The 23,474-nt window shown below is 46.2% G+C and carries 23 protein-coding genes; 14 read left to right on the forward strand and 9 right to left on the reverse strand.

Going from position 1 to position 23,474, the window contains the following annotated elements; all coding sequences use genetic code 11:
• Positions 1-105: 105 nt before the first annotated feature.
• Entirely contained in the window at positions 106-363 is a 258-nt protein-coding gene (locus KUL49_RS18520) for a hypothetical protein (protein WP_181412779.1), read from the reverse strand.
• A gap of 66 nt (positions 364-429) precedes the next feature.
• Between KUL49_RS18520 and rsmD the strand changes: the two genes are divergently transcribed.
• A complete protein-coding gene (rsmD, locus tag KUL49_RS18525; RefSeq protein ID WP_131138231.1) occupies positions 430-1,113 on the forward strand; it encodes a 16S rRNA (guanine(966)-N(2))-methyltransferase RsmD in 684 nt (227 codons plus the stop codon).
• Between the two features lie 133 nt (positions 1,114-1,246).
• Here the strand turns inward: rsmD and KUL49_RS18530 are convergent, their stop codons facing one another.
• Both KUL49_RS18530 and KUL49_RS18535 read right to left on the reverse strand, forming a co-directional pair.
• On the reverse strand, positions 1,247-1,825 hold the full coding sequence (locus KUL49_RS18530) for a YjaG family protein (RefSeq protein WP_131138232.1): 579 nt from the start codon (positions 1,823-1,825) through the stop codon (positions 1,247-1,249).
• Positions 1,826-2,428, reverse strand: a complete 603-nt coding sequence (locus KUL49_RS18535) for a YhgN family NAAT transporter (protein WP_014977587.1) — start codon at positions 2,426-2,428, stop codon at positions 1,826-1,828.
• A gap of 437 nt (positions 2,429-2,865) precedes the next feature.
• Here KUL49_RS18535 and KUL49_RS18540 point away from each other — a divergent pair, with 437 nt between their 5' ends.
• On the forward strand, positions 2,866-3,048 hold the full coding sequence (locus KUL49_RS18540; protein WP_014950994.1) for a hypothetical protein: 183 nt from the start codon (positions 2,866-2,868) through the stop codon (positions 3,046-3,048).
• Between the two features lie 179 nt (positions 3,049-3,227).
• Here KUL49_RS18540 and pepB read toward each other — a convergent pair whose 3' ends face one another.
• Positions 3,228-4,511, reverse strand: coding sequence for an aminopeptidase PepB (gene pepB / locus KUL49_RS18545; RefSeq protein WP_131138233.1), 1,284 nt, complete (start codon positions 4,509-4,511; stop codon positions 3,228-3,230).
• A 224-nt stretch (positions 4,512-4,735) separates the two neighbouring features.
• Between pepB and sfsA the strand changes: the two genes are divergently transcribed.
• From sfsA to panC, 7 genes are all read left to right on the forward strand, one after another.
• Positions 4,736-5,452, forward strand: a complete 717-nt coding sequence (gene sfsA / locus KUL49_RS18550) for a DNA/RNA nuclease SfsA (protein ID WP_039234061.1) — start codon at positions 4,736-4,738, stop codon at positions 5,450-5,452.
• A 241-nt stretch (positions 5,453-5,693) separates the two neighbouring features.
• On the forward strand, positions 5,694-6,143 hold the full coding sequence (dksA, locus tag KUL49_RS18555) for an RNA polymerase-binding protein DksA (protein ID WP_014950997.1): 450 nt from the start codon (positions 5,694-5,696) through the stop codon (positions 6,141-6,143).
• A gap of 73 nt (positions 6,144-6,216) precedes the next feature.
• Positions 6,217-7,140, forward strand: a complete 924-nt coding sequence (gene gluQRS, locus KUL49_RS18560) for a tRNA glutamyl-Q(34) synthetase GluQRS (RefSeq protein ID WP_131138234.1) — start codon at positions 6,217-6,219, stop codon at positions 7,138-7,140.
• Positions 7,141-7,238: 98 nt separating this feature from the next.
• Complete coding sequence (pcnB, locus tag KUL49_RS18565; RefSeq protein WP_131138235.1) at positions 7,239-8,558, forward strand: polynucleotide adenylyltransferase PcnB; 1,320 nt, start codon at positions 7,239-7,241, stop codon at positions 8,556-8,558.
• On the forward strand, positions 8,551-9,048 hold the full coding sequence (folK, locus tag KUL49_RS18570; protein WP_131138236.1) for a 2-amino-4-hydroxy-6-hydroxymethyldihydropteridine diphosphokinase: 498 nt from the start codon (positions 8,551-8,553) through the stop codon (positions 9,046-9,048). Before pcnB ends, folK begins: the two co-directional genes overlap by 8 nt.
• Positions 9,049-9,105: 57 nt before the next feature.
• Positions 9,106-9,900, forward strand: a complete 795-nt coding sequence (gene panB / locus KUL49_RS18575) for a 3-methyl-2-oxobutanoate hydroxymethyltransferase (protein ID WP_014977593.1) — start codon at positions 9,106-9,108, stop codon at positions 9,898-9,900.
• 11 nt (positions 9,901-9,911) lie between these two features.
• Positions 9,912-10,763 (forward strand): pantoate--beta-alanine ligase, encoded by an 852-nt coding sequence (panC, locus tag KUL49_RS18580; protein ID WP_131138237.1) that lies wholly within the window; start codon positions 9,912-9,914, stop codon positions 10,761-10,763.
• 142 nt (positions 10,764-10,905) lie between these two features.
• Here the strand turns inward: panC and panP are convergent, their stop codons facing one another.
• Entirely contained in the window at positions 10,906-12,540 is a 1,635-nt protein-coding gene (panP, locus tag KUL49_RS18585) for a pyridoxal-dependent aspartate 1-decarboxylase PanP (RefSeq protein WP_131138238.1), read from the reverse strand.
• 563 nt (positions 12,541-13,103) lie between these two features.
• On the opposite strand from panP, the gene KUL49_RS18590 reads away from it, so the two are divergent.
• Complete coding sequence (locus tag KUL49_RS18590; RefSeq protein ID WP_131138239.1) at positions 13,104-13,835, forward strand: EAL domain-containing protein; 732 nt, start codon at positions 13,104-13,106, stop codon at positions 13,833-13,835.
• Between the two features lie 96 nt (positions 13,836-13,931).
• On the opposite strand, the gene KUL49_RS18595 is transcribed toward KUL49_RS18590, so the two are convergent.
• From KUL49_RS18595 to KUL49_RS18605, 3 genes are read right to left on the reverse strand one after another with little or no spacing between them, the layout of a single operon-like run.
• Positions 13,932-14,600: a tRNA (guanosine(46)-N(7))-methyltransferase TrmB gene (locus tag KUL49_RS18595; protein WP_014951005.1), complete on the reverse strand. Its 669-nt coding sequence runs from the start codon at positions 14,598-14,600 to the stop codon at positions 13,932-13,934.
• Entirely contained in the window at positions 14,600-15,415 is an 816-nt protein-coding gene (locus KUL49_RS18600; protein WP_014951006.1) for an ABC transporter permease, read from the reverse strand. Before KUL49_RS18600 ends, KUL49_RS18595 begins: the two co-directional genes overlap by 1 nt.
• Positions 15,416-15,441: 26 nt before the next feature.
• Positions 15,442-16,374, reverse strand: a complete 933-nt coding sequence (locus KUL49_RS18605) for an ABC transporter ATP-binding protein (RefSeq protein ID WP_131138240.1) — start codon at positions 16,372-16,374, stop codon at positions 15,442-15,444.
• A 741-nt stretch (positions 16,375-17,115) separates the two neighbouring features.
• Here KUL49_RS18605 and pdsR point away from each other — a divergent pair.
• The 4 genes from pdsR (at position 17,116) to KUL49_RS18625 (ending at position 22,258) form a co-directional block, all read left to right on the forward strand.
• The gene (pdsR, locus tag KUL49_RS18610) at positions 17,116-17,805 is read left to right on the forward strand and encodes a proteobacterial dedicated sortase system response regulator (protein ID WP_014951008.1); all 690 of its coding nucleotides are present in this window, start codon (positions 17,116-17,118) and stop codon (positions 17,803-17,805) included.
• Positions 17,806-17,866: 61 nt separating this feature from the next.
• Positions 17,867-20,035: a proteobacterial dedicated sortase system histidine kinase gene (gene pdsS / locus KUL49_RS18615; RefSeq protein WP_131138241.1), complete on the forward strand. Its 2,169-nt coding sequence runs from the start codon at positions 17,867-17,869 to the stop codon at positions 20,033-20,035.
• A 226-nt stretch (positions 20,036-20,261) separates the two neighbouring features.
• Positions 20,262-21,029, forward strand: coding sequence for a methylamine utilization protein (locus KUL49_RS18620; protein WP_131138242.1), 768 nt, complete (start codon positions 20,262-20,264; stop codon positions 21,027-21,029).
• Between the two features lie 95 nt (positions 21,030-21,124).
• Entirely contained in the window at positions 21,125-22,258 is a 1,134-nt protein-coding gene (locus KUL49_RS18625; RefSeq protein WP_242633890.1) for an outer membrane beta-barrel protein, read from the forward strand.
• 20 nt (positions 22,259-22,278) lie between these two features.
• Here KUL49_RS18625 and KUL49_RS18630 read toward each other — a convergent pair whose 3' ends face one another.
• The gene (locus tag KUL49_RS18630) at positions 22,279-23,457 is read right to left on the reverse strand and encodes an energy transducer TonB (RefSeq protein ID WP_131138244.1); all 1,179 of its coding nucleotides are present in this window, start codon (positions 23,455-23,457) and stop codon (positions 22,279-22,281) included.
• Positions 23,458-23,474: the final 17 nt, after the last annotated feature.

The raw sequence follows: 23,474 nt of genomic DNA on the forward strand, positions 1-23,474 counted from the left end.
GCCTTTGCTACGCGACTCTTCTTCCGCTTGCGTCCTCGTCCTGTCGCTTCAGCCTCTTGCCTTTGCGCGTAGCTTCTTCTTTCCGCTTGCGCCTTCGCCTGTGCTTCAGTCCTCTGCCTTAGCTACGGGCTTCTCTTCCGCTTTAGCCTTCGCCTGTGCTTCAGCTTCTGCCTTTACGCGGGCTTCTTCTTCCGCTTGGGCCTTCGCCTGTGCTTCAGCTTCTGCCTTTGCGCGAGCCTCTTCTTCCGCTTGCGCCTTCGCCTTTGCTTCAGCTTCTGCCTGTAAGCGAGCTTCTTCTTCCGCTTGGGCTTTTTGTTTATCTGCTTTTTTGTTCTTACTGAACCAGCCAAAAAGTTTCGACATCGTTAGGACAAATCCTTATAAATTCTTAGCAATTTCGGCTACACTTGCCGCCTAATGTATGAACGCATGATACCATTGTCAGCCACTATGAAGCGAGTTTCTCGCCCTACTCGGGCACCATCTTCTGCAAAAAAACCTTATTCATCCCAAAAAGGGAAAAAATCAGGGAAAACCCAAAGCACAAATAGTCCTGGGCAAATACGCATTATCGGTGGCCAATGGCGTGGTAGGAAGCTACCCGTACTCAATGCAGAAGGGTTAAGGCCAACCACAGACAGAAACAAAGAAACCTTGTTTAACTGGTTAATGCCGTACATAAACGATGCACGCTGCTTGGATGTATTTGCGGGTTCTGGTGGGCTAGGTTTAGAAGCTCTGTCTCGCTATGCAGCACATTGTGATTTTATAGAGCTGGATAAACAGGCAGCAAGCCAGCTTAAAAGTAATCTTACCTTATTAAAAGCAAATGAACCGGCGTCAGCAACCGTTCATCAAGGGGACGCACTAGGTATTTTAAAAGGCATCAGCCAAGCGCCTTATGATATTGTTTTTGTCGATCCGCCTTTTGCGAAATCATTGGTAGCACCTACGCTGGCTGCGCTAGAAGATAACAAACTTGTTCATAGTGGTAGCGTGGTGTATCTGGAGCACGAAAGTGCGCTAACAACACCCGCTCTCCCCGCCCATTGGCAAATCATTAAAGACAAACAAACTAGCGCGCTGCGCTATATGTTAATTGAGATATGTTGATTGATAACGATTGAAGTGCCTCAATTGAGGAGAGATAAGCCGTGACCTTTAACTAAGTACACGGCTTTTATTGAGCATATGAGCTAAGGATCTGTTGCTCGTTTTACCTAAGCAAGATCAAGTTGCGTTGTCATTAAAGCTCAAGACCAATATTGGAGATTCCAGCTTCCAAGGCAAGTGCCTTCATTTCGTCTGCCGCTTTCGCTGGGTATTTGGCTTGCTCTACATAATCAAGCAATTCGTTTTGTACCTCAACTTCAAACTCCATCAGCGGATGCCCTTTTACAGTCTCGTCACCGGCTTCTTCGCTTTCTAGCAAATAGGCTTCTACGCTGCCTTGCGATAACTTGCTGATGACCACTGCGCCTTGCGGATCGTCGCCTGCCATCAAATTTAGCAAACCAGCTAGACCAATAGCTGCATCAATTGCTGGATAAACGCCATAGTTGTCATGCTCACTGGTATCAGGTGTAGCCACTTCAACTTTCTCAAGCTGTACCGCAATGTTGAATTTGCTCTTGGGTGATTTCAACGTTTCCCACACCAAATTCAAACAGTTGCGCAATGCGCTTGCATCACCACTTTCCGTTAATTCACAGAAAAGCGTGTAGTTGGGTAGCATACGCTCAAGTAATGCAGCACCGAATGCAACGGCTTTCCAGCCTTCCAAGGCGCGAACGCGCCCAAAGGTATTAAGTTTTTGCTTTGCCATTTAAAGGGCTCCAGTGGCATGCATGAAATATTGGGTAACGCCATCCAGCAACATTTGGATAGCAATCATAACCAGGATCATACCCATTAATCGCTCCATCGCAACTAGACCGCGCTCCCCCAGAATTTTATGGAACACATTTGAAAATAGTAAGATCACTGCGCTTATCGACCATGAAGCCGCAAGCGCAATCGACCAGTCAGCCATTCTGTCTGGCGCTTGGTTGGCAAGAAGAATAAGCGCAGCCAGCGTTGAAGGGCCCGCTATCATAGGAATAGCTAGAGGTACTAGAAAAGGTTCTTCACCTACAGCTAATCCACTGGGGTTACCAGATGATGGAAAAATCATTTTAAGCGCAATAAGGAACAGAATAATTCCCCCAGCGATACTTACTGTCTCTTGTTCCACGTTCAGAAAATTGAGAACCGATTGGCCACTGAACAAAAAGAGAAACAGGATGCCAAGAGCAAATAATAATTCTCGAATTAGGATGACTTGACGACGCTTTGGTTCTATCGATTTGAGTACCGACATGAACACAGGGAGGTTACCTAAGGGATCCATGATCAAAAAGAGCATGATGGCAGCAGACCAAGTATCCATTTTTTTACTGTCTCCGGTTGTGAGGCTAAGCCCGTTTGCGCGTAAACCATTGAGTATAACTCAAAGTTCTTACAGATGGTCGTTTTAGGCGCGCAATGGTAAACCAAGCTGACTTAGTTAAAAACACCTTTTAAGGCATGATTGTTTTTCATTTATCTAGAGCCTACAAAAAATACTCGAAAAATAACGAAAGTGCGCTTTACTAAAGCGTAGGGAGAAGTGTTTGTCATTTCTAAGCGGTGTTTTCGCCTTATTCACGGTCAGAATTCAAACAGCCCAATTGGCTTTTTCTACACCTTTTGGATAATGTCTTATCTCCAGAGCTTTTGATGTAATAGTGAGTAACATCATTTTGTTTAACGTTTTGTTCTGCGCATTGTTCGGCGTTGGAACCTGTTAATCCTCAATAAGAACAACCAAAAATAGGAAATATTGCAATGAGTTTGATGACTGTTAAAGAAGTGGCTGCTTTTCTTGGCGTACAAGAAGTGCGCGTAGAGCGCCTTGAGCGTGAAAGCCTTTTGGTTTCGAAAGATAAAGACACCGACGGTAACCCACTTTTCGACAGTGGCGACGTTGAACGCTATAAAACGCTAGCTGAGCGTTTAGGCGGGATCTAATTTACAGAAAAAGGGCGTGATTTTTTGCAAAGTCACGCCCTTTTTATTTTTTTGCGCGAAGCGACGTTAGTTCAAGTAACGCTATTCGCTTTGCCTCTACACATCCACGTGGCACAACGTGCGACGTTTAAAAATAGAGCAGCGTTCGACAGCCGTTAGGGCGTCGAACGCTATTTTATTTATGCACTGAAGTCTTTCAGCATTCTCGCAATTGAGCGAATACCTTTCGCTGTTGCCCCTACCGGCATTTCAGATGTTGCCCCGCCATGGTAAGCAGCGGCTAAATCCAAATGTACCCAGCCTTCTGGCTTAACAAAGCGTGATAAGAAGCCCGCAGCGTTTGATGCACCGCCACCACCGCCACCTTTCATCGGGCGACTGTTTGCTGTATCTGCGAACGCCGATGGACAGCGCTCTGCGTGGAAATCTTCAAGTGGTAGCGGCCAAAAACGTTCGTTTTCTGCCTTTGCTGCTTTAAGCATTTGTTCGCGGGCATTATCATCTAACGAGAATACGCCATGGTAATCAGAACCCAGTGCAACCACTGCAGCACCGGTTAGTGTTGCTGCATCAATAATCAGCGGTGCGCCCGTTTCTGTTGCCGCCATAAGGCCATCAGCCAACACTAAACGTCCTTCAGCATCGGTATTAACCACTTCAACGGTTACCCCATTTTTATAGGTAAGCACATCACCCAACTTATAAGCGTGACCGCTAATAAGGTTTTCTGCACAGCACAAAATAAGCTGAATACGCTTTTCACTGCCTTGAGAAATAGATAGCCCTAATGCCCCTGTTACCGTCGCTGCGCCGCCCATGTCACATTTCATATCTAACATGCCTTCGCTTGATTTAATGCTGTAGCCACCGCTGTCGAACGTGATGCCTTTTCCAACTAGCACGGCATCAACCGGCGCATCCGTATTACCTGTTGGGTTGTAATCAAGTACCAGCATTGCAGGCGGACGTTCACTACCGCGGCCCACATTATAAATGCCAATCCAGCCCTGCTCTTTAAGATCTTCACCTACCGTCATTGAGTAAGTGACCTTGTCATCACCCAGTGACTTAAGCCACTGTGCTGCTCGGGTTGCTAAGGTTTCAGGGCTTAGATCTTCAGGTGTTTCGTTTACCAGCTGACGGGTAAATAGTAACGCCGCATATTCTTGCTCTAGCGCTTCTTTGTCAGCCGTTTCGGCCCATTTTATTAACGCTGGTTTGCGCGCACGCGTGAAGCTAAGTGCAAAAGCCCACTGCTGCTCTTTGTGCCAATCACCGCTTAGCGTAACTGCTGGCAGGCTTAAGCCATCTAGTTTTCTTGCCGCTTGCTGAATTAAACGCTCATTAAGCTTGTCGTCAGGCAGGTGAATAACTGCACCTGATTCAGTGAAAGAAAGCTTAGCACTCTCGCCCCACACTGCTTCAGCACTGTTTCTAGAAAGGCTAACGGTAAATTCTGCCATCGCGTTTTATTCCTTATTACATCGTTATATTATTGCAAAGCGCTTTTTGCGCTTGCACAAATGTTTGTTACTCTTTGGCGCCTTGTTTACTGCGCTTGTTGTTCGCTAACCACATACGCTTTGTTCGCTAAGCGCATACGCTATACGTGCTCGTTCAAAAGCACACATATCAATTAGCGAAACACACTAACGTGTTTTCACCTACATTCTAAAAAAGGCGACACATGAAGTTTTCACCTTCCTTATTACGCGGCACCCTTATAAAAAGGTACAAGCGATTTCTTGCCGATGTTGAGTTAGACGACGGCACTATTGTAACTGCACATTGCCCAAATACTGGCGCTATGACTGGCTGCGCTGTTCCTGGATACACTGTCTTTTTAAGTGAGTCCACCAACCCAAATCGAAAACTCAAGTATACATGGGAGCTAGCCCAAACATTTGATGGTCACTTCATCGGCATTAATACGCACAATGCTAATAAACTGGTGGCGGAAGCGCTAGATAACAAGGTGCTAAGCGAATTTTCAGACATCACAGATTGGAAAGCAGAAGTAACACCTCCTACCGCCAATAGCCGGTTCGACTTTGCATTAACTCGAAAAAATGCCGAACATCAGAGTGTTACTGAGTATATGGAAGTTAAATCCGTCACCTTAGCAGATGAAAACAAAGGGTTCTTCCCCGACGCAGTCACGCAACGCGGCGCGAAGCACTGTTTAGAACTTGCTCGTTTATCTGACAGTGGTATAAAAACCAATCTATTATTCTGCGTACAACACACCGCCATCGAAAGTGTACAAGTGGCCGAGCATATTGATCCAACTTATGCAGAAAGCGTAAAGATTGCCGCAAACGCTGGCGTAACGGTTTTGGCGGCAAGCTGTATAATAGACGAACAAAAAATCCTATTAAATCAAACACTCCCTTTGATTTTATAAAAAATAGGTTGATTTTTTTCATTTCGCCTTCATATTTGCGCCTTGTTTTAGTGGGAGAACGCACTAATGCGTTTGCTGGTAGCCAGCGGGCTAAATGAAAAAACACCTGGCTAATTTATGAAAGCAATACACCAGCATAATAATTACATAGACACGATTGATTGCCTGAAGTTGTCGAGTCTGATATAGATATCGGTCCAATCAGGACAAGATGGATGTCGTAGTGTAGGAGATGTGGCAGATGCCAACAGGAAAAGAAACAAAATCCCTAGGACTATTAGCGCTGGCAGGTTTACAGCCGTACGAGCCAAAAGCTGACGAAGAGTACATGGGCGAGCCCCAAATGGAGCACTTCCGTCTATTGCTTAAAGCATGGCGCAACCAACTTCGTGAAGAAGTTGACCGTACAGTAACGCACATGAAGGATGAAGCAGCAAACTTCCCTGATCCTGTAGACCGTGCAGCTCAAGAAGAAGAGTTCAGCCTTGAGTTACGTACACGTGACCGTGAGCGTAAGCTAATAAAGAAAATTGAAAAAACGCTTAAGCGAATTGAAGAAGACGATTTCGGCTTCTGTGACCAGTGTGGTATCGAAATTGGTATTCGTCGCTTAGAAGCTCGTCCTACAGCAGATTTATGTATCGACTGTAAGACCATGGCTGAAATTAAAGAAAAACAACTTCAAGGTTAAGTTACTAGCCTCGATTACGTTGATATAGAAAGCCTCATCCCGAAAAGATGGGGCTTTTTGTTAAGCCTTTATTATGCATAACCACTATGTAGGGCGCTTTGCTCCCTCTCCATCCGGCCAACTTCACTTCGGTTCGTTAGTTACCGCTGTTGCCAGCTACCTAGATGCCAAAAGCCATAACGGAAAATGGCTGCTACGTATGGAAGATATAGACGAGCCGCGCTGTATTAAAGGTGTAGATAAAGACATACTCACTACCCTAGAAGCCCACGGCCTGTATTGGGACGGCGACGTCATCTATCAAAGCCAACAACATGCCCGTTATCAAGCGGTTCTCGATGACTTACTTACACAACAAAAAGCCTATTTTTGTACCTGCACACGTAAGCAAATTAAAGCCATGGGCGGTGTTTATAACGGCCACTGTCGGACTGAGCCAGTACACTCCAACACACAGGACTGTGCAGTTCGTTTAAAAGTAGATACTCAACTTGAAGCCTTTGATGACGTGCTTATGGGCAAAGTTATGCCCTCTAATTCAAGCTCTGATTTAATAGCCGAAGACGTAGTACTGAAACGTCGAGACGGCTTATTTTCGTATAACCTTGTCGTGATTTTAGATGACGTATTTCAGCAAGTTAACCATGTCATTAGAGGGTGTGATTTAATTGATGTCACGCCTTTACAGCGCGCCGTATATCACACGCTGGGCTATTCTACTCCTGAATACGGTCACGTGCCGGTCGCTGCCGTGGCACCAGGCAGAAAACTAAGTAAACAAAACCGTGCAGCGCCAGTTAAAAACGAAACAGCTTTAGATAATCTCGTGCGTGTGATGCACTTTTTAGGCTTTTCCTTTCCAAATGCGTCAGAATTTGGTGATATTGATTCGGCGCTTAAGACGGCTATTTCAATGTGGAATAGGAAAAAAGTAGTGAAAACACCCGAAATTATTGTTCCACAGCATGAATCCACTTATTATAGCGAACCTTTATAGTCTGCGGAGATACCATCATCATTCATCGTGTTTTTAAATCTGTTAAGCGCGCTTTTTCAAAAGAGAGTTCGTCTCCTAACGCTTTAAAGCCAAGGACTATGACCCGTGGAGAACACGGTATATCTCGCGAAGACGTAAGCGCAAATGCATTGAAAGTAATGTATCGCCTTAATGGAGCTGGCTTCGAATCCTATTTGGTAGGGGGCTGTGTACGCGACATTTTGATGGGTCACGAACCAAAAGATTTCGACGTGGTGACGAACGCCACACCTGAACAAATTAAAGGCTTGTTCAGAAATTGCCGCCTTATCGGCAGGCGCTTTCGTTTGGCCCATATTGTGTTTGGCCGTGAAATCATTGAAGTAGCCACGTTCCGCGGGCATCACCAAGAGTCAGACGAAGACGACAACCTTCCCAAGGGGAAGGCTGTCGCAAAGCGCGACGCTCACGGTCAATTAGTACGCGATAACGTATTCGGCACCATTGAAGAAGATGCTGAACGCCGTGACTTTACCTTTAACGCCATGTATTACAGCGTGGCAGACTTTACGGTAAAAGACTTCGCTAATGGCTTAGCCGCCATAGAAAAACGAGAAGTTGAGCTTATTGGCGACCCGGAAACACGCTACCGTGAAGATCCGGTACGCATGCTACGTGCGGTGCGCTTTGCCGTTAAGCTTGGCATGCGCATTGAAGCAAAAACCGCTGCACCGATAAAATCTCTGGCCAACCTTTTACAGAACATTCCACCAGCGCGCTTGTTTGAAGAAACCCTTAAACTGTTTTTATCGGGTAAGGGAGAAGAAACCTTCTTAATGCTGCACGAATACGGCTTAATCGAGCCTTTGTTCCCTCAGCTAACGCCGTTTTTGAAAGATGAAAACAGCCGTGAAATGCAGTTTGTACGTCGCGTACTTGCCAATACCGACGAGCGTATTAATAGCGACCAGCGAGTTACGCCAGCGTTCCTTTACGCCGCGCTACTCTGGTATCCGGTTGAAGAAGAGTCACAACGCTTACAAAGTGAGTCTGGCTTAAATGCTCACGATGCATTTAATATTGCGTCAGGCGAGGTTATCGCACGTCAAACACAACGTATTATGATCCCTAAACGCTTCTCTACCGTGGTTCGGGACATCTGGATTTTACAGCAACGCCTACCTAAGCGCTTTGGCCGTCGCGCTTTCCAATTGCTCACGCACCCTAAATTTAGAGCTGGCTATGACTTTTTGCTTGCCCGAGGCCAAATTGAAGGTGGCGATCTATTAGAGCTAGCTCAGTGGTGGACGCACTTCCAGCACGCTGACAACGGTAAGCAGAAAGGCATGCTTAACGCCCTTCGCAAAAGCGAAGGCGGCGCAAAAGGTGCCCCGCGTAAGCGCAAGCGTAAACCAGCGAAGCGAGGTCCTGATGCATAAAGAGCACGTTTACATTGGTGTAGGTAGCAACCTCGGCGATAGCCAGGGAAAAGCACAGCGTGCGTTTGATGCTATAGGTCAAATAGAAGACACCCGCGTACTTAAAACCTCTTCACTTTATTCTAGTAAACCGATGGGGCCGCAAGACCAACCTGACTATATTAACGCGGTATGCTTAATAGAGACCTCGTTGAAGCCACACGGCTTATTGAAGCAGCTGCAACGCATTGAGCTGGAAGAAGGCCGTGAGCGCAAAGGTGAGCGCTGGGGTCCGCGCACCTTGGATTTGGATATTTTGTTGTACGGCAGCGAAACCATCGACACCGCAGACTTAGTCATTCCCCATTACGGCATGGCAGAACGCGAGTTCGTTATGGTGCCGCTGTTTGAAATTGCGCCCAATATGGTTATGCACGATGGCAAACCCATCTCGGCATGGGTCGCTAACTGCTCGCTGGATGGACTTCGTCGCCTGCGCTCTTCCAATTAGCGGCAAAATCCGTATAGTTCGCCACACGATACCAACAATATCAATCTGAGACATGTCATGAAGAAAGTAACTGTATCGGGCTTGCTTAAGAAAAAGCAGGCCGGGGAAAAGATCACCTCTTTAACCGCTTACGACGCCAGCTTCGCCAAAATGTTCGACGAACAAGGCGTTGACGCCCTTCTTATTGGCGACTCTCTAGGCATGGTTCTTCAAGGTGAAGACGACACCCTACCGGTAACCATCGATGACATTGCCTACCACACGAAAAGTGTGCGTCGCGGCACTGAACGCGCCTTCGTATTAGCCGATATGCCGTTTATGTCTTACGCCACTCCTGAGCAAACCTACGCCAATGCAGCAAAGCTTATGGCTGCAGGTGCAAGTATGGTTAAGATGGAAGGTGGAAGCTGGTTGTGCGACACCATCAAAGGCTTAAACCTGCGCGGCGTCCCTGTGTGTGGCCATTTAGGCTTAACGCCTCAGTCAGTGCACGTATTCGGTGGTTTTAAAGTACAAGGCCGCGAAGCGAGCCAGGCTGAAAAACTGCTTAGCGAAGCGAAAGCGTTGGAAGAAGCCGGTATTCAGTTACTAGTGCTTGAGTGCGTGCCTTCATCGCTAGGCAAAGCGGTTAGCGAAGCCCTAACCATACCGGTAATCGGTATTGGGGCAGGCAAAGATACCGACGGTCAAATTCTGGTGATGCACGACATGTTTGGCATCAGCGCAAACTATATGCCGAAGTTCTCAAAGAACTACCTTGTAGAAACCGGCGATATGCGCAAAGCCGTATCAAAATATATTGAAGATGTGCAAAGCGGTGCGTTCCCATCGGCTGAACACAGCTTCGAGTAACGAGGTAAATTATGAAGGTGGTTGATAGTATTTCAGCATTACGCAGCACGGTGAACGCATGGCGACGTAATGGTGAAACCGTAGGTTTTGTACCCACTATGGGCAACCTGCACGATGGTCATCTCAAACTAGTTAAAAAAGCGAAAGCGCACAACGACAAAGTGGTGGTTAGCATTTTTGTTAATCCCATGCAATTTGGTGCGAACGAAGATTTAGACGCCTATCCACGCACTATCGAAGAAGATAAAGCTAAGCTTATTTCTGTGGGTGCTGACGCGGTATTTTTACCTAGCGTAGCGGAAATGTATCCGGCAGGTCTGGATGCGCAGACATTCGTTGAAGTACCCGGTATTTCCGACTCTCATTGCGGGGCAAGTCGTCCAGGCCATTTTCGCGGTGTCGCTACCGTGGTCACCAAGCTTTTCAACATGGTACAGCCAGACGATGCGTTTTTTGGTGAAAAAGACTTCCAACAGCTACAAGTTATTCGCGCTTTGGCTCGTGATTTGTCGATGGCTGTAAAGGTCCACGGTGTGCCTACTGAGCGCGAAACGTCAGGCCTGGCAATGAGCTCTAGAAATGGCTACCTCACAGACGCAGAAAAAGCGACCGCGAGTGCTATTTTTGCAGAAATGCAGCGTATAAAAGCGGGTATAGAAAGCGGTAACACCAACTTTGTTGAGCTTGAAAACATTATGGTCAGTAACCTTGAAGCGAAAGGCTTTAAGAAGGACTACTGTCAGGTAGTTAACGCCGCCACCTTTGAACCGGCTGGCGACAGCGACAAAGAGTTAGTTTTACTGGTTGCTATGTTTATGGGCAAGACGCGCTTAATTGATAATATGCAAATTACGCGAGATTAAGCGTAATACCAATCCTTGCGGATAATCTCGAACTACAAAAGAAAACGCCCGATGCAACGCTCCTAAACAGAGCCTGTATCGGGCGTTTTTTTATGTGTTGCTGTTAACGTCAGCTGTTAACATCAGCTATTAGAGTCCGCTGTTAAGAAGCAACGGTTTCTGTTTCGCGAACGAAATCCATTAGCTCTTTCCAAGCCTGAGTCTCTTTCGCAATTAAGTGTTGCTCAGCCAAAATTGCGGCCAAGTCGTTATGGCTAGTAAGCGGATTCGCTAACACTACGCGAAACACGGTAATACACTGGGAAGGGTAATCAGGCGCTTCCAGGCGAGTACGAGACACAAAAGACTTACCTGCTTCACGCTGCTGCTTTTGTACCGCAACAACAAGGGCATCAACCTTCTCATTAATAGCATTGCGGGTTTTAGCATTCACATGCTTCAGCTTTTCCTGCACTTCAGCGGGACAAACGCGATAGGTCAACAGTGATAGAATAGGTGTGGTCGTCAATTCAAAGTCTTGGGCTTTATCAATCATCTGCGCAAAGTCTTTGGCTTTATCAATGCTGCGATCAATAAGCAGTTCATACCCTTTTCGACCGAATATATGCAGCGCCGAATACACCATCATGGCCATGCCGTTACGAGAGCCTTCAAGCGTGGTAGCCCCTAAGTCTTTAGAGCCTGCACGTAAAATATATTGGGCGTGATGCCTTACCGCATTGGCATTTTGTGGGTCTTTGAAAAGCGCCATACCCGCGCCCATGGGCACATACATTTGTTTGTGTGCATCAATGGTGACAGAGTCAGCTCGCTCAATACCTTTTAGTCTGTCGCGATAACGCGCCGAGAATAGCGTTGCGCCGCCCCAAGCTGCATCCACATGGAACCAGCACCCCAACTCTTCGGCTACGTCAGCAAGCTCGTCTAGCGGGTCTACGTGCCCTGTTTCGGTGGTGCCGCCTACCCCAACGATAGCAAGAAGCTTATTGCCTTCATCTTGATAGCGTTTACCAATGCGAAGGGCTTTCGCTGGGTCGAGGGTTTGTTTCGGTGCAGGCACAGTTAACAGTTGCTCGCGACCTAATCCCAAGACATCCACAGCCTTTGAAAGCGAGTAATGGCCGCGCTTGCTACACATCACCCCTAAATTGTCAATGCCGTAGTGGCGATAGGCAGCAGCAAGACCGGCTTTGGCTACGCCAGAAAACCCTTTTTGTGGACCAAGTAGTTTATTGCGAGCCACCCATAACGCGGTAATATTGGCAATGGTACCACCAGAGCAAAATGCCCCTAATGAATGGGCCGCACTGTGTAGATGATTGTCATAAAACCCCTGAGGCTGGTCGTACACAAGGTTGTGCATCATTCCCAGCACTTGACGTTCTAGTGGCGTGAAAGCTTTAGATGTTTCAATCTTAACCAGGTTCTGATTAAGGCCTACCATCAACTTAGAAAGCGGCAGATGAAAATAAGGCAGCGCAGAGGTCATGTGACCGATAAACGTTGGCGAGTAAGTATTTACAGAGTGCGCAACGAGCTTATCGAGCAAGCTTTCAGCATGAGTAGACACAAACTCAGGTGACTCAGGCACTTTGGAGTCTGAGAAGTCTTTTTCAATTTCTTCTAACGATGTCTTCTTTGTCACAACATGCTGCGACAAAAAATCTAAGATATTGTCAGATAAATGCTGCTCTATTTGAGCCAGCTTTGAGTCTTTGTGTTCAGGCTTGGTAAAGACCCTAAACAGGTGCTCTAAACTAACTTGCGCTTCACCCACTCAACACACCTCATACTTAAAACAATCACACATTTCGCTTGCATTTATTGGGCGAAATCAACAGGCGGTTTTGTAGGACACCGGCCTGACACTTACTTTTCCTTTTAGCCAAATAGCATTCGACACAATTACTTTGCGACTGGTGCAGCTATTTATCCAACATATCCCTTAACGGTACATCGGCAGGGCTAATGCGCGTTGACGCGGTCCATTCGTTGCCAAACCTGAAAACTTATCACAATACTTTCAGGGTGTCGCACTTTACATCAGATTGCAATGCTCGCCAAGGGTTAGCGCACGGCATTTAAGCGACTATTAACGTTTTATGACATGCAAAAAACTTATGAAGCGGTTAACTCTGCACACGTATTTAAACGAATTCCCCCGAATTTTGTACCGCAAATTTTATCAGTCTCTACTATATTTAATTTATGAATAGTACCAACACGGGTCTCTCGTATTGGTTTTCCATCTTCTAATTGCGAGCCTAAGTAGCCATTGAACTCACATTCAAGCATTCATCGCTGCGATAAAGTACTGCTTCAAAGCAAGGGGGTCTGTTTATGCCCATTCGTGAAATTTCCGAGGATTTCTCTATCGATGATATCGTGCCTTATTTTCAACCCATCGTTGACTTACAAAGCCAAGGAGTATGGCGCTACGAGTGCCTGGCACGCTTGATAACCCAAGGTGATAAGACTTTTTTACCTAGCGAATTTCTCTACCTTATAGAGCGCGAACAACACGTAAATACGCTTGCAGCGAGCATGTTTGTGCAATGTGCCAGCTATTTTCACGACGTTAATATCCCTTGGAACATCAATATAACTGCCAATGACCTTCACAATGTAGAGCTTACTAATACCCTCATCACCCATTTAGCAAGCTACCCCACGCCAGAGCGTGTAAGTATAGAAGTGAGTGCTTCTACTGCCCTATCCAATCCGAAAAGCCTTACTGCATTTATCGAAAAAAGCATGCATGTGGGGCTGGGTGTTTTCATCGACAACGTTGGATCGTGCCCAGGTAACATACGAGCGCTTATGAACTTGCCGGTTCGGGGGATTAAGCTCGCTGGCGGGCTAATTAAACACTATGACGAACAAGAGGCAGTGAGGGAATATGTAGACTATCTGCTGTCGCTATGTGAACGCCATGGAGTAAGCACTATTGCCGAGCACGTAGAAGATGAGGCGCATCTAGAACGCGTAAAACGCCTGCCCATTCGTTATGCACAGGGATATGTGTTTAGTCCGCCCATGGCAAATGTGCGAAGTGCCACTGCGCGCCATTAACAAGCGAATTATACGAATTTGAATAACAAACGGGGCGAGATTTTCATCTCACCCCACTTTTATCAGCTTTCAGTATTTCTTGCTGCTATAGCAGACTCAGCCTTCTTCGCTACGGCAGTTAAGCTGCCAGCACGATTGACCGCTCCCTCGGTACTTTCGCTCAAACGGCGTCATGTGATCATCGCCAGTGACTTCAGATAAATCAGATACCATGCCGTAATGTTTAGCCGCTTGCGCAAATTCCATTAGATAAATAAGCCAGTTGCTACGCACTTCAATATTTGGAGTGATCGCCATCAGGTCCACCATGGCCGCACTACCGTGCCAGCGCTTTTGAACCTGCGTCTTTTTAGGATAGGGGTTGGGATACAGCAAAAAGTGCTGAGTCACGTTCCAATTAGACTGCTTTACTAAGCGCCAAAAGTCGTTCACATCGGCACGAATAACCCGATAGTTGTCTTGCTGTGCGCTGTAATGTTCATGTTTATCCACCCGCAGCGCCGACTTATCGATACCGATAACACGCGCATCGGGGTTTGCTCTTGCAATATTCGCCGTACTTTCGCCAACGCCGCAGCATGAATCTAAAATGATCTCGCCGCTAAAGCCATCAAGCCACGCGCTGACATCATCAAACGCAGCTTGTGTATGGTCGCTAATCGGTCGCTTATTTTCACTCGCTTGGTACTTTTTCACTAAGTCGTCTAACTTATCGTGAATACCTACCTGCGATGTTGTGATTTCTCTAGAATTACCGCTGGCCATTAGCTACGAATACCTTTACCCGTTTTAAGTAGGTAGTACGCCACACCAAATAGCAGTGCATTAAAGCCCACTAACAAGGCAAGCGACAAGGTTACATTTACGTCAGAGACCCCTAAGAACCCATAACGAAACCCGTTGACCATATACACAACAGGGTTCGCCTTACTCACCCACTGCCAGAATTCAGGCAATAGGGTAAGTGAATAAAACACACCACCTAAGTAAGTTAACGGTGTTAATACAAACGTTGGAACCACGCTAATATCATCAAAGGTCTTCGCAAATACCGCATTAATTAAACCCGCAGTCGCAAACAAGGTAGAAGTGAGTAACAACGTGAGCGCAATAATGCCCAAATTGTGTATTTGAACATCAACGAAAAACAGCGACACTAAGGTAACGATAATACCTATAAGTATGGCGCGGGCCACGCCGCCGCCCACATACCCAAGAATGATGACCGAAGTGGGTACTGGTGACACCAACAGCTCTTCAATATTGCGCTGAAATTTAGCACTAAAAAATGAAGAGGACACGTTGGCGTAGGAGTTTGTGATCACCGACATCATAATAAGGCCGGGCACAATAAACTCCATGTAAGTAAAGCCGCCCATTTCGCCGATACGGTTACCGATGAGGCTACCGAATATCACGAAGTACAAACTCATTGTAATAGCTGGCGGCACAAGGGTTTGTACCCAAATGCGCAAAAAGCGCGTACATTCTTTTATCCAAATAGTGGTTAGCGCCACATAGTTTTGCTTAAACCAACCCACGTTTTCTTCTGTGTTCATTTGTGTACTTTCAGTTTTCATGTTTTTCACCTTTACCTGCTGTGGGTTTAGCCAGCTTGCTTCGCTGATTCAACTAAACGCACAAATAGCTCTTCAAGGCGATTTGATTTATTGCGCATGCTCATCACTTGAATACTCTTTTCACTTAGCTGGGTGAAAACCGGGTTCAATCCTTCCGTTTTCTCAACATCAACTTCAAGGGTATGGTCGTCAATCAAACGGTGTTCAAAGCCTGTTAGTAGGTCATCTGTCGTCGTCATGCCCTCAGGTATTTTGATATCCAATACGAAGGTTTCTAGGCTTAATTTAGACAATAAAGCTTTCATGCTGGTGTTCTCGACAATGGTGCCCTTGTTAATAATGGCGATATTGCGACACAGCATTTCTGCTTCTTCAAGATAGTGAGTAGTGAGGATGATGGTAATCCCCTGACGGTTAATCTCTTCCAAGAAGCCCCACATAGAGCGACGAATTTCAATATCTACGCCCGCGGTAGGCTCATCTAAAATAAGCAATTTCGGCTCATGCATGAGTGCTCGAGCAATCATCAGTCTTCGCTTCATACCGCCCGATAGCTCACGCGCGCGGGCATCACGTTTTTCCCACAGGTCAAGCTGAGCAAGGTATTTTTTAGCACGCTCTTTCGCAATACTGCGCGGCACACCGTAGTAACCTGCCTGATTCAATACAATTTGCAGTACAGTTTCAAACTGGTTGAAATTGAACTCTTGTGGCACCAGACCAATGCAGGCTTTGGCTTGCTCTTTTTGCGTTGTGAGGTCATAACCAAACACCGACACACTGCCATTGGTTTGGTTTACAAGTGAACTGATAATACCAATAGTGGTAGATTTACCCGCCCCATTTGGGCCAAGTAATGCAAAGAAGTCTCCTTCTTGTACTGTAAGGTCGACGCCTTTTAGTGCCTGTACGCCACCTTTGTAGGTTTTGGTTAACCCTTTAATGTCCAACGCTTTCATGATTTGCCCGTAGTGAGAGTGTGATCACTAAGACGTATTGACCTTTGATGCAAACCAAAGGTCAGCACGCCCTAATTAACTTTAGTGAGATGCAGTTATCTGTCGCTAACAACTTACAACCAACGAAGTGTAACCTAGTTCATGCTATTAAATGAATACACTCGCGTTTAGTGGTTGCTTTAAACAGTTTAAGCTTTCGTCTTCTAAATGAGAGCGAAAACGCCTTTTTTCAACCCCAATAAAAAAGCGCCGCGTACCGTTGGGGTAGTACGCAGCGCAAAGGGTAGCTTAATACCAGTCTGAATAGATAATTAAGACTTTTACGTAGAAGTTCAGCCTTACCGCTTCCACGGCACTGTTTCCCCTCTCCTAGTCTTTGAAGAGGCTTCTACAGTGCAATCCGCCTCGCTTGCCTGGCACTTAAAAAAAGCAGTGCGCTAAACTCGACGGACAAATACTATTAAACCCGTTATTAATGGCAAAAAAAGCGCGTAATTGTGGAAATGTGGTGGTGATTTAGCTTTCCTGTAGATTTAGCATGTGAAACTGCACTACAAGCGTTTTATTAATCCGTGCTTGGGGACGTTGTGTGGGGCTGCCGCCAAAGATAAAGTTCACGATAAGCCCCTCAATTATGGCGTAAATGAGGCAGGCTTGAGGATTTTATGCCGAACTTAGGCAATAGCTGTCATTCATAGGTATAGTGTGCGCTCTATCAGAATTATATTTGCGGGTTAATGTATGCCAAAGACAATTGCATTAGTGGAAGATGACGCGGCCATTCGCGAAAATTACATTATGGCGCTTAAAGCGCAGGGCTATAGCGTGAATGCCTATGAGGACAGGCCTTCTGCTGCTGAAGCGTTTAACCACACCTTACCCGACTTAGCCATTATCGATATTGGTTTGAAAGATGAAATTGAGGGGGGCTTTATGCTGTGTCAGCAACTGCGAGGCCTATCACAAACCCTACCTATCATCTTTTTTACTGCACGAGATAACGACGTAGATACTATCAGCGGCCTTAGAATGGGCGCGGACGATTACCTGACCAAAGATATCAGCATGGCTCACCTGCTAGCACGCATTGCAGCCTTGTTCAGGCGTACAGACTTACTTGCTGCCCCCACAGAGCAAAAAGATGAGCTAAAAGTGGGCGACTTAAAAGTAGACGTGTCGAGAATGACGGTAAGCTGGCAAAACCAGCCCGTTTTGTTAACGGTAACAGAGTTTTGGATGCTGCATGCGCTCATTAAGCGCCCTGGTCATGTGAAAAGCCGCCAACAGCTAATGGATGAGTCCAGAATGGTGGTAGACGACACCACCATTACTTCGCATATCAAACGTATGCGTAAAAAGTTTGTGCAGCTTGACCCAAACTTCGATCATATCGACACCGTGTACGGCATGGGATATCGCTGGCAGCTGTAGCGGGCTTTCGACTAAAATTGCGTTTCGTCTGATTAAAAGATAAGGGCAACCGACTAAAAACATGGGATTTCGCTTTTCAATACGCCTTCAGCTTATGGTGCTGTCGCTGTTCTTATTCACCATACCCTACTTAGGTTATAACTATGTGTGGGAGCTTGAGCAGTATCTGCGAAACGGTCAAGAACAAACCATGATTGGCACGGCGCGAGCTGTTGCCACTGCCCTTCACGAGCGTCCCGCTTTATTTGATAGCCAATCGGCGTATCTTCAAGACGTGCGCCCTGGAACAGATCTTTACGCGCCACCTATCCCGTCCCCCATTCGACTTGATGGCGAACTTAACGACTGGCAGCAAGTCAGCGAGTTAATGAGTGAGTATGACAGTGGCGAAGTTATTGAGTACTACAATGGCTACGCGGGAGAACCTACCAGCTTATCGTTCAAGCATATGGTGGGGCGCTACGGTCAATTTCTGTATGCCATGTTTGAAGTCAGTGATGACGTACTGCTGTGGCGGCAACCCAATAGTTTAAGCGTGGAGACTGGCGACCACTTACTTGTGGGCATGGAAACTCCACAGGGAGAATTAGCAAGGTATGTTGTCGCCCCTTATGAAAGTGGCTGGGTAAATGCGTACAAGCTGGCAGATAACACAGCGACAACTCGGGCGGTAGAGAACGCGCTCTCTATTCAAGGCCGATGGCAAGAGACTGCCACGGGCTACAACATTGAACTGCGCTTTCCGCTATCTATGACCACAGGCGGCTTAGCATTTTCAATTGTCGATGTGGACGACAGGGCAAGTCGATTGAAGCAGTACGCGTTAGGTACGGCGAATACAAAAGAGCTCGCTGAATTAGGTACTGTTATCACTCCTTCCCCTGAAATTGAGCGCATTCTGGCAGGTTTAAAATATGCCGATTCACGGGTTTGGGTTGTAGATAAGCACAAGCGGGTACTCGCCCGCGCTGGTGACATTCAATCGGCCACTGGTATTGAAGTAGATGAAAAAGAAACCTCTTCAAATGCAATTTGGCACTGGGTTGAAAGTGAGTGGTTACTTCCACTTTATTATCAGATTCTTACGCGGCCACCGGCCGACTTCATTGACGAGCTAGACGATGCTTATGCATTGGTAGGGCAGGATTTAGGCACTGCGCTGAATGGCCAACCCGATTCACTATGGCGTTTGTCACCCGATAACAAAGCCATAGTACTTTCCGCTGCCTACCCTATTTTTATTGAAGGCAACGTAATGGGGGCGGTTATTGTAGAGCAAACCACCAATGGTATTCGTACGTTGCGGAACCGGGCGTTGGAACAGCTCTTTCACGTGATTTTAGCAGTGATGACCATAGGTACTTTAGGGTTACTGCTGTTCGCTACGCGAATTTCAAACCGCATTCGCTCCCTTCGCGATAACACCGAAGCGGTGATAGATGATAATGGCAAAATCATTGGCACCCTTCCGGTTTCAAATCAGCGTGATGAAATTGGTGATTTATCCCGTTCATTTGCGGATGTGCTTTCACGGTTACAGCAGTACAACTCCTATTTAGAAAACATGGCGTCCCGCTTGTCTCACGAACTTAGAACGCCCATTGCCGTGGTAAAATCGTCGCTGGATATGCTGACTCAGGTTAATGACGCCGACCAACAAGCCGTTTTTATTGAGAGGGCGCAATCAGGGGTGAACCGCCTAAGTACAATATTAAACAGTATGAGTGAAGCCACCCGATTAGAGCAGGCCATTCAACAAGAAGATTTAGAACCATTCGACTTAGTTAAGGTGATATCTGGGTGTATTGCTGGTTACGAACATGCCTATAGCCATCGACGCTTTAGTTTTACCCACAATGCTGATACTGCGCGCATACTTGGTTCCCCTGAACTTACGGCTCAAATGTTCGATAAAATTATCGCTAACGCCGTAGATTTCAGTGAAAAAGAAAGTGAAATCCAAGTCAGTATCACGGTTAAGGACAAGCAAGCTGAGTTAACCATTAGTAATACCGGGCCGCTTCTTCCTGAAGGAATGAGGTCTCAGTTGCTTCAGTCTATGGTGTCGGTGAGAAAAGAAAACGATGTGCAAAATGCCTCTTCACCGCACTTGGGGCTAGGGCTTTATATTGCCAATATCATAATGACCTTCCACAAAGGTCAGTTGTCGTTATCCAATCGGAAGGATAGTACAGGTGTAGTCGTCAGCGCGCGTTTTCCTTTGATATAAATGAATGAAAAAACGTCCAACTCGGTCTATAGTTAAAGTCTAATAAACTTTGCTACATCGATAGCGAAAGCCGAGCACATACCTCATACCAGTCCGCATAGGTTATTATCTATACGGATTGGTATTGAATAGGCTATACGTAGTCATATGCTTTCGTGTCAACAATGGACGCATAGCGCTTTGCCTTTCTGTCTAAGGCTAAAGCCATTTTAAAGAATGAATTACAATGCCAAAAAACAACTCGTTATTGATTAAATCCATGTCATTTGCGCTTTCTATTTTCTTTACCTCTCATCGAAGGACGAGCACGTTCAACATAACTAGTTTCATCACAGGTACATTCACATCGAGCGCTCTCTTACTAGCCGGCGCTACCCTTTCATGGGCACATGCCGCTGAGACATCCTTATCAGCAACGCCAAGCATTTCGATATACGTTAGCGACGCCAATGGGGAGCCTGTGAAAGATATGGTGTTAACCCTAACGCCTAACTTTACGCTTTCATCAACACCACAGCGTGAAGAAGAGCCCGCCATAATGAATCAAATCGATAAACAATTTGCGCCTCACGTGCTTGTTGTTCAATCAGGCACAGATATTTCGTTTCCAAACGCAGATAATCTTTTTCATCACGTGTATTCTTTTTCCCCTACAAAACAGTTTGAGCTAAAACTCTATAAAGAGTTTACCGCTGAACCGCTTCGCTTTGAGCAAGCTGGTATTGTAGATATTGGCTGCAATATTCACGACTGGATGCTGGGCTATATTGTGGTAACCGACAGTCCATTTTTCGCAAAAACCGATGAAGAAGGCCTAATGAATGTTTCACTTCCGGTAGGCGAGTACAGTGTTATGACCTGGCACCCGCAGCAACCTGATGTGAAACTATTTAACAGCTCAACATTGCATATCACCAACTCACAAGAATACAAATTTGTTCTTGATGCAGTTTTCAGTGACGATGACTTCGACGAAGGATTTGGCGATTATTAATGCGTAATGTCTTTGCCTTAACCGTCTGTTTGCTTTGCACGAGTTTAACACTTCAGGTTCACGGAGAAACCAAGGCCCTAGTAAGAACAAGCTTTGTGGCAAAAGATGATTCGCGAAGCTTTCAGCAAATGGGGACCGGCCATCAGCGTTATGAAAGTAGCGGCATACAGCTCTCTCATGCTGTAGTGATAGCTGACTTTATGTTAGCGGATAGTTGGTCGGCAGTTGGCGTCATCAATGGTTATAGCGATGGGGAACAAAAGGTTGGATTCTCCGAACTTTATTTAAAATATCGCCCGTTAGTCGCATCCAGCATAAAGCCTGAAGTAAAAATAGGGGCATTTTTTCCCGCACTCTCAGCGGAAAATACCGACGCGGGTTGGTTATCGCCTCATTTTCTGAGTAACTCAGCAATTAATAGTTGGGTGGGTGAAGAACTAAGAACGGGCGGTATCGAAGTAAGTCTACGACAAAATGGCAGGCAAATAAAAAGCCACTGGTCATGGAAAGTATTAGGCAGCGTGTTCAAAGGTAATGATTCCACCGGCACTCTGCTTTCTTGGCGAGGGTTTGCCCTTCACGACAGACAGTCCGTTTATAATGATCGCGTAAACTTCCTCCCCATTCCCGGCGTCGTCGATGAAGATAAGTTAAACGCACCGGCATGGACTGAACCCTTCAGAGAAATTGACAATCGGTTAGGGTACTACGTAGGAGCTCACTTAGCCTATGCTAGAAAGGCCGAGTTGCGTTATTACTATTACGACAATAATGCAGACCCGAACATTGTTGACCCAGACCGCATTTATGCCTGGCATACGCGCTTTCATTCATTAACACTGCGATATTTACCACGACCTGAGTTAACGGTGTTTTCTCAAGTGCTACTAGGTGACACTTTGATGGGGGAGCATATCGTAGACAACGATTTTTCCAGTGCGTATATCGGTGCGGCATACAACCTAAAGCAATTAGGCTGGGAAGATTTAACTTTAGCCATGCGTGGGGACTGGTATCAGGTGGTAGATAACGATGATGTTATGTATGACCCGAATGGAAGCAGAGGTAACGCCTTTACCGTTAGCGTAAGGTACGACATTACCGCTTATTTATCCGTTAGCACAGAATGGCAATTAAATTCAGGGCATCAGGAGAATTTGCGTTTTTTCCAATCCGACGAGGACTATAGAGAGCAACTATTTCAACTGGCATTCACTGTAACTCTGTAGCGACGCGACTGTTGTTCGTCCTACCCTTTGGCCACTTCAATTAAATCAAATTTTGTTTCGCTGTCACCTTTCACCATCACCTGACACTGTCCCCAAGAGCTTGGAATTTGCCAAACATGCGCTTCGGCAACCGTGAATTTTTCTCGATGAGTATCACAACGGACTTCAACGGTATCAAGTTCGCCTTGGATGTTGCCAAAAGCAAACTTACTTCGCACAAGAGTGTGGAACCAATTCCCATCACTTCCTATCGTTACGGGCACGGTTAAGTTTTGCTCAGATGCAATAGATTCTTCAATCTGACTAATTAGCGGCGCGATCTCGCCAATACGCGTTTCTTGCGCTTCCATGTCTTGAAGTGTGGTGTAGGATTTTAATGCTTCTGCATAATATCCGCGCTGAGCATCGAGTATGATTTTTCTTTGAAGGGCGTATGCCACATAATCTTCATCAAACACCATGTTATTGAAGCGCTTACTACCGTTGCTGGCAAGTAATCGCGTTAGGCTTTGCGCTTCCCTCTCTACGTCGCCTTGTTTGCTCGCTATATGAGACTCCAAGTTTAGCAACCACGTATTTTCATAGCGGTTTAGCGTATCCCAAGCTAGAAGCTCTTTAAGTGCTTCATCAGCCGCGTCAACATCACCCGCATTAAAGCGCTCTTCTGCGTCTTTATAAGCTTTAATAAATTTGCGTGTGGCACCGCTTTTTCCGCTTATAGCGAAATCCATTTGGACTGCTTGATGACACTGCTGGGTAGGTTCGCCATCTTTGATCGCGGGGTTATACTGCCATTTCTTAACCGCTGACAGTGCACTGCGTTTGAAAGAAGGGCTTCCAAAGAAGTCTTCTACAACAGGGTCTTTCACTCTGCCTTCTTCGTCGATAACGTAGCTTAGCCTAACCCAACCTTCTCGGCCTTTTCTAATGGCTTGAGATGGGTATCTAGGATCGACACGTTTCAAAGGCGTCGCTGGTGTAAATGCGCTTATGCGCTCTACTTCATCAGCTTTCGATTCAGCGAGCGCTTTTTCTTCAAGATCATCACATGGGATACTCAGTTCCTGTGCAGCTGCACTTGCCGTGAAACCTGTAGCGAGCAAAGCCGCTAAAACGAGCGACGGTTGGATTCGCTTAACAATGCCTTCCTGGGCTGAATATTCTGTTCTTACTGCTTTTTTCCATAAATCCTGTTTCATATTCATCATCCTTAATA

Origin of the sequence: Alteromonas sp. KUL17, assembly GCF_006538305.1 — a bacterium.
GTDB classification, from domain to species: domain Bacteria; phylum Pseudomonadota; class Gammaproteobacteria; order Enterobacterales; family Alteromonadaceae; genus Alteromonas; species Alteromonas macleodii.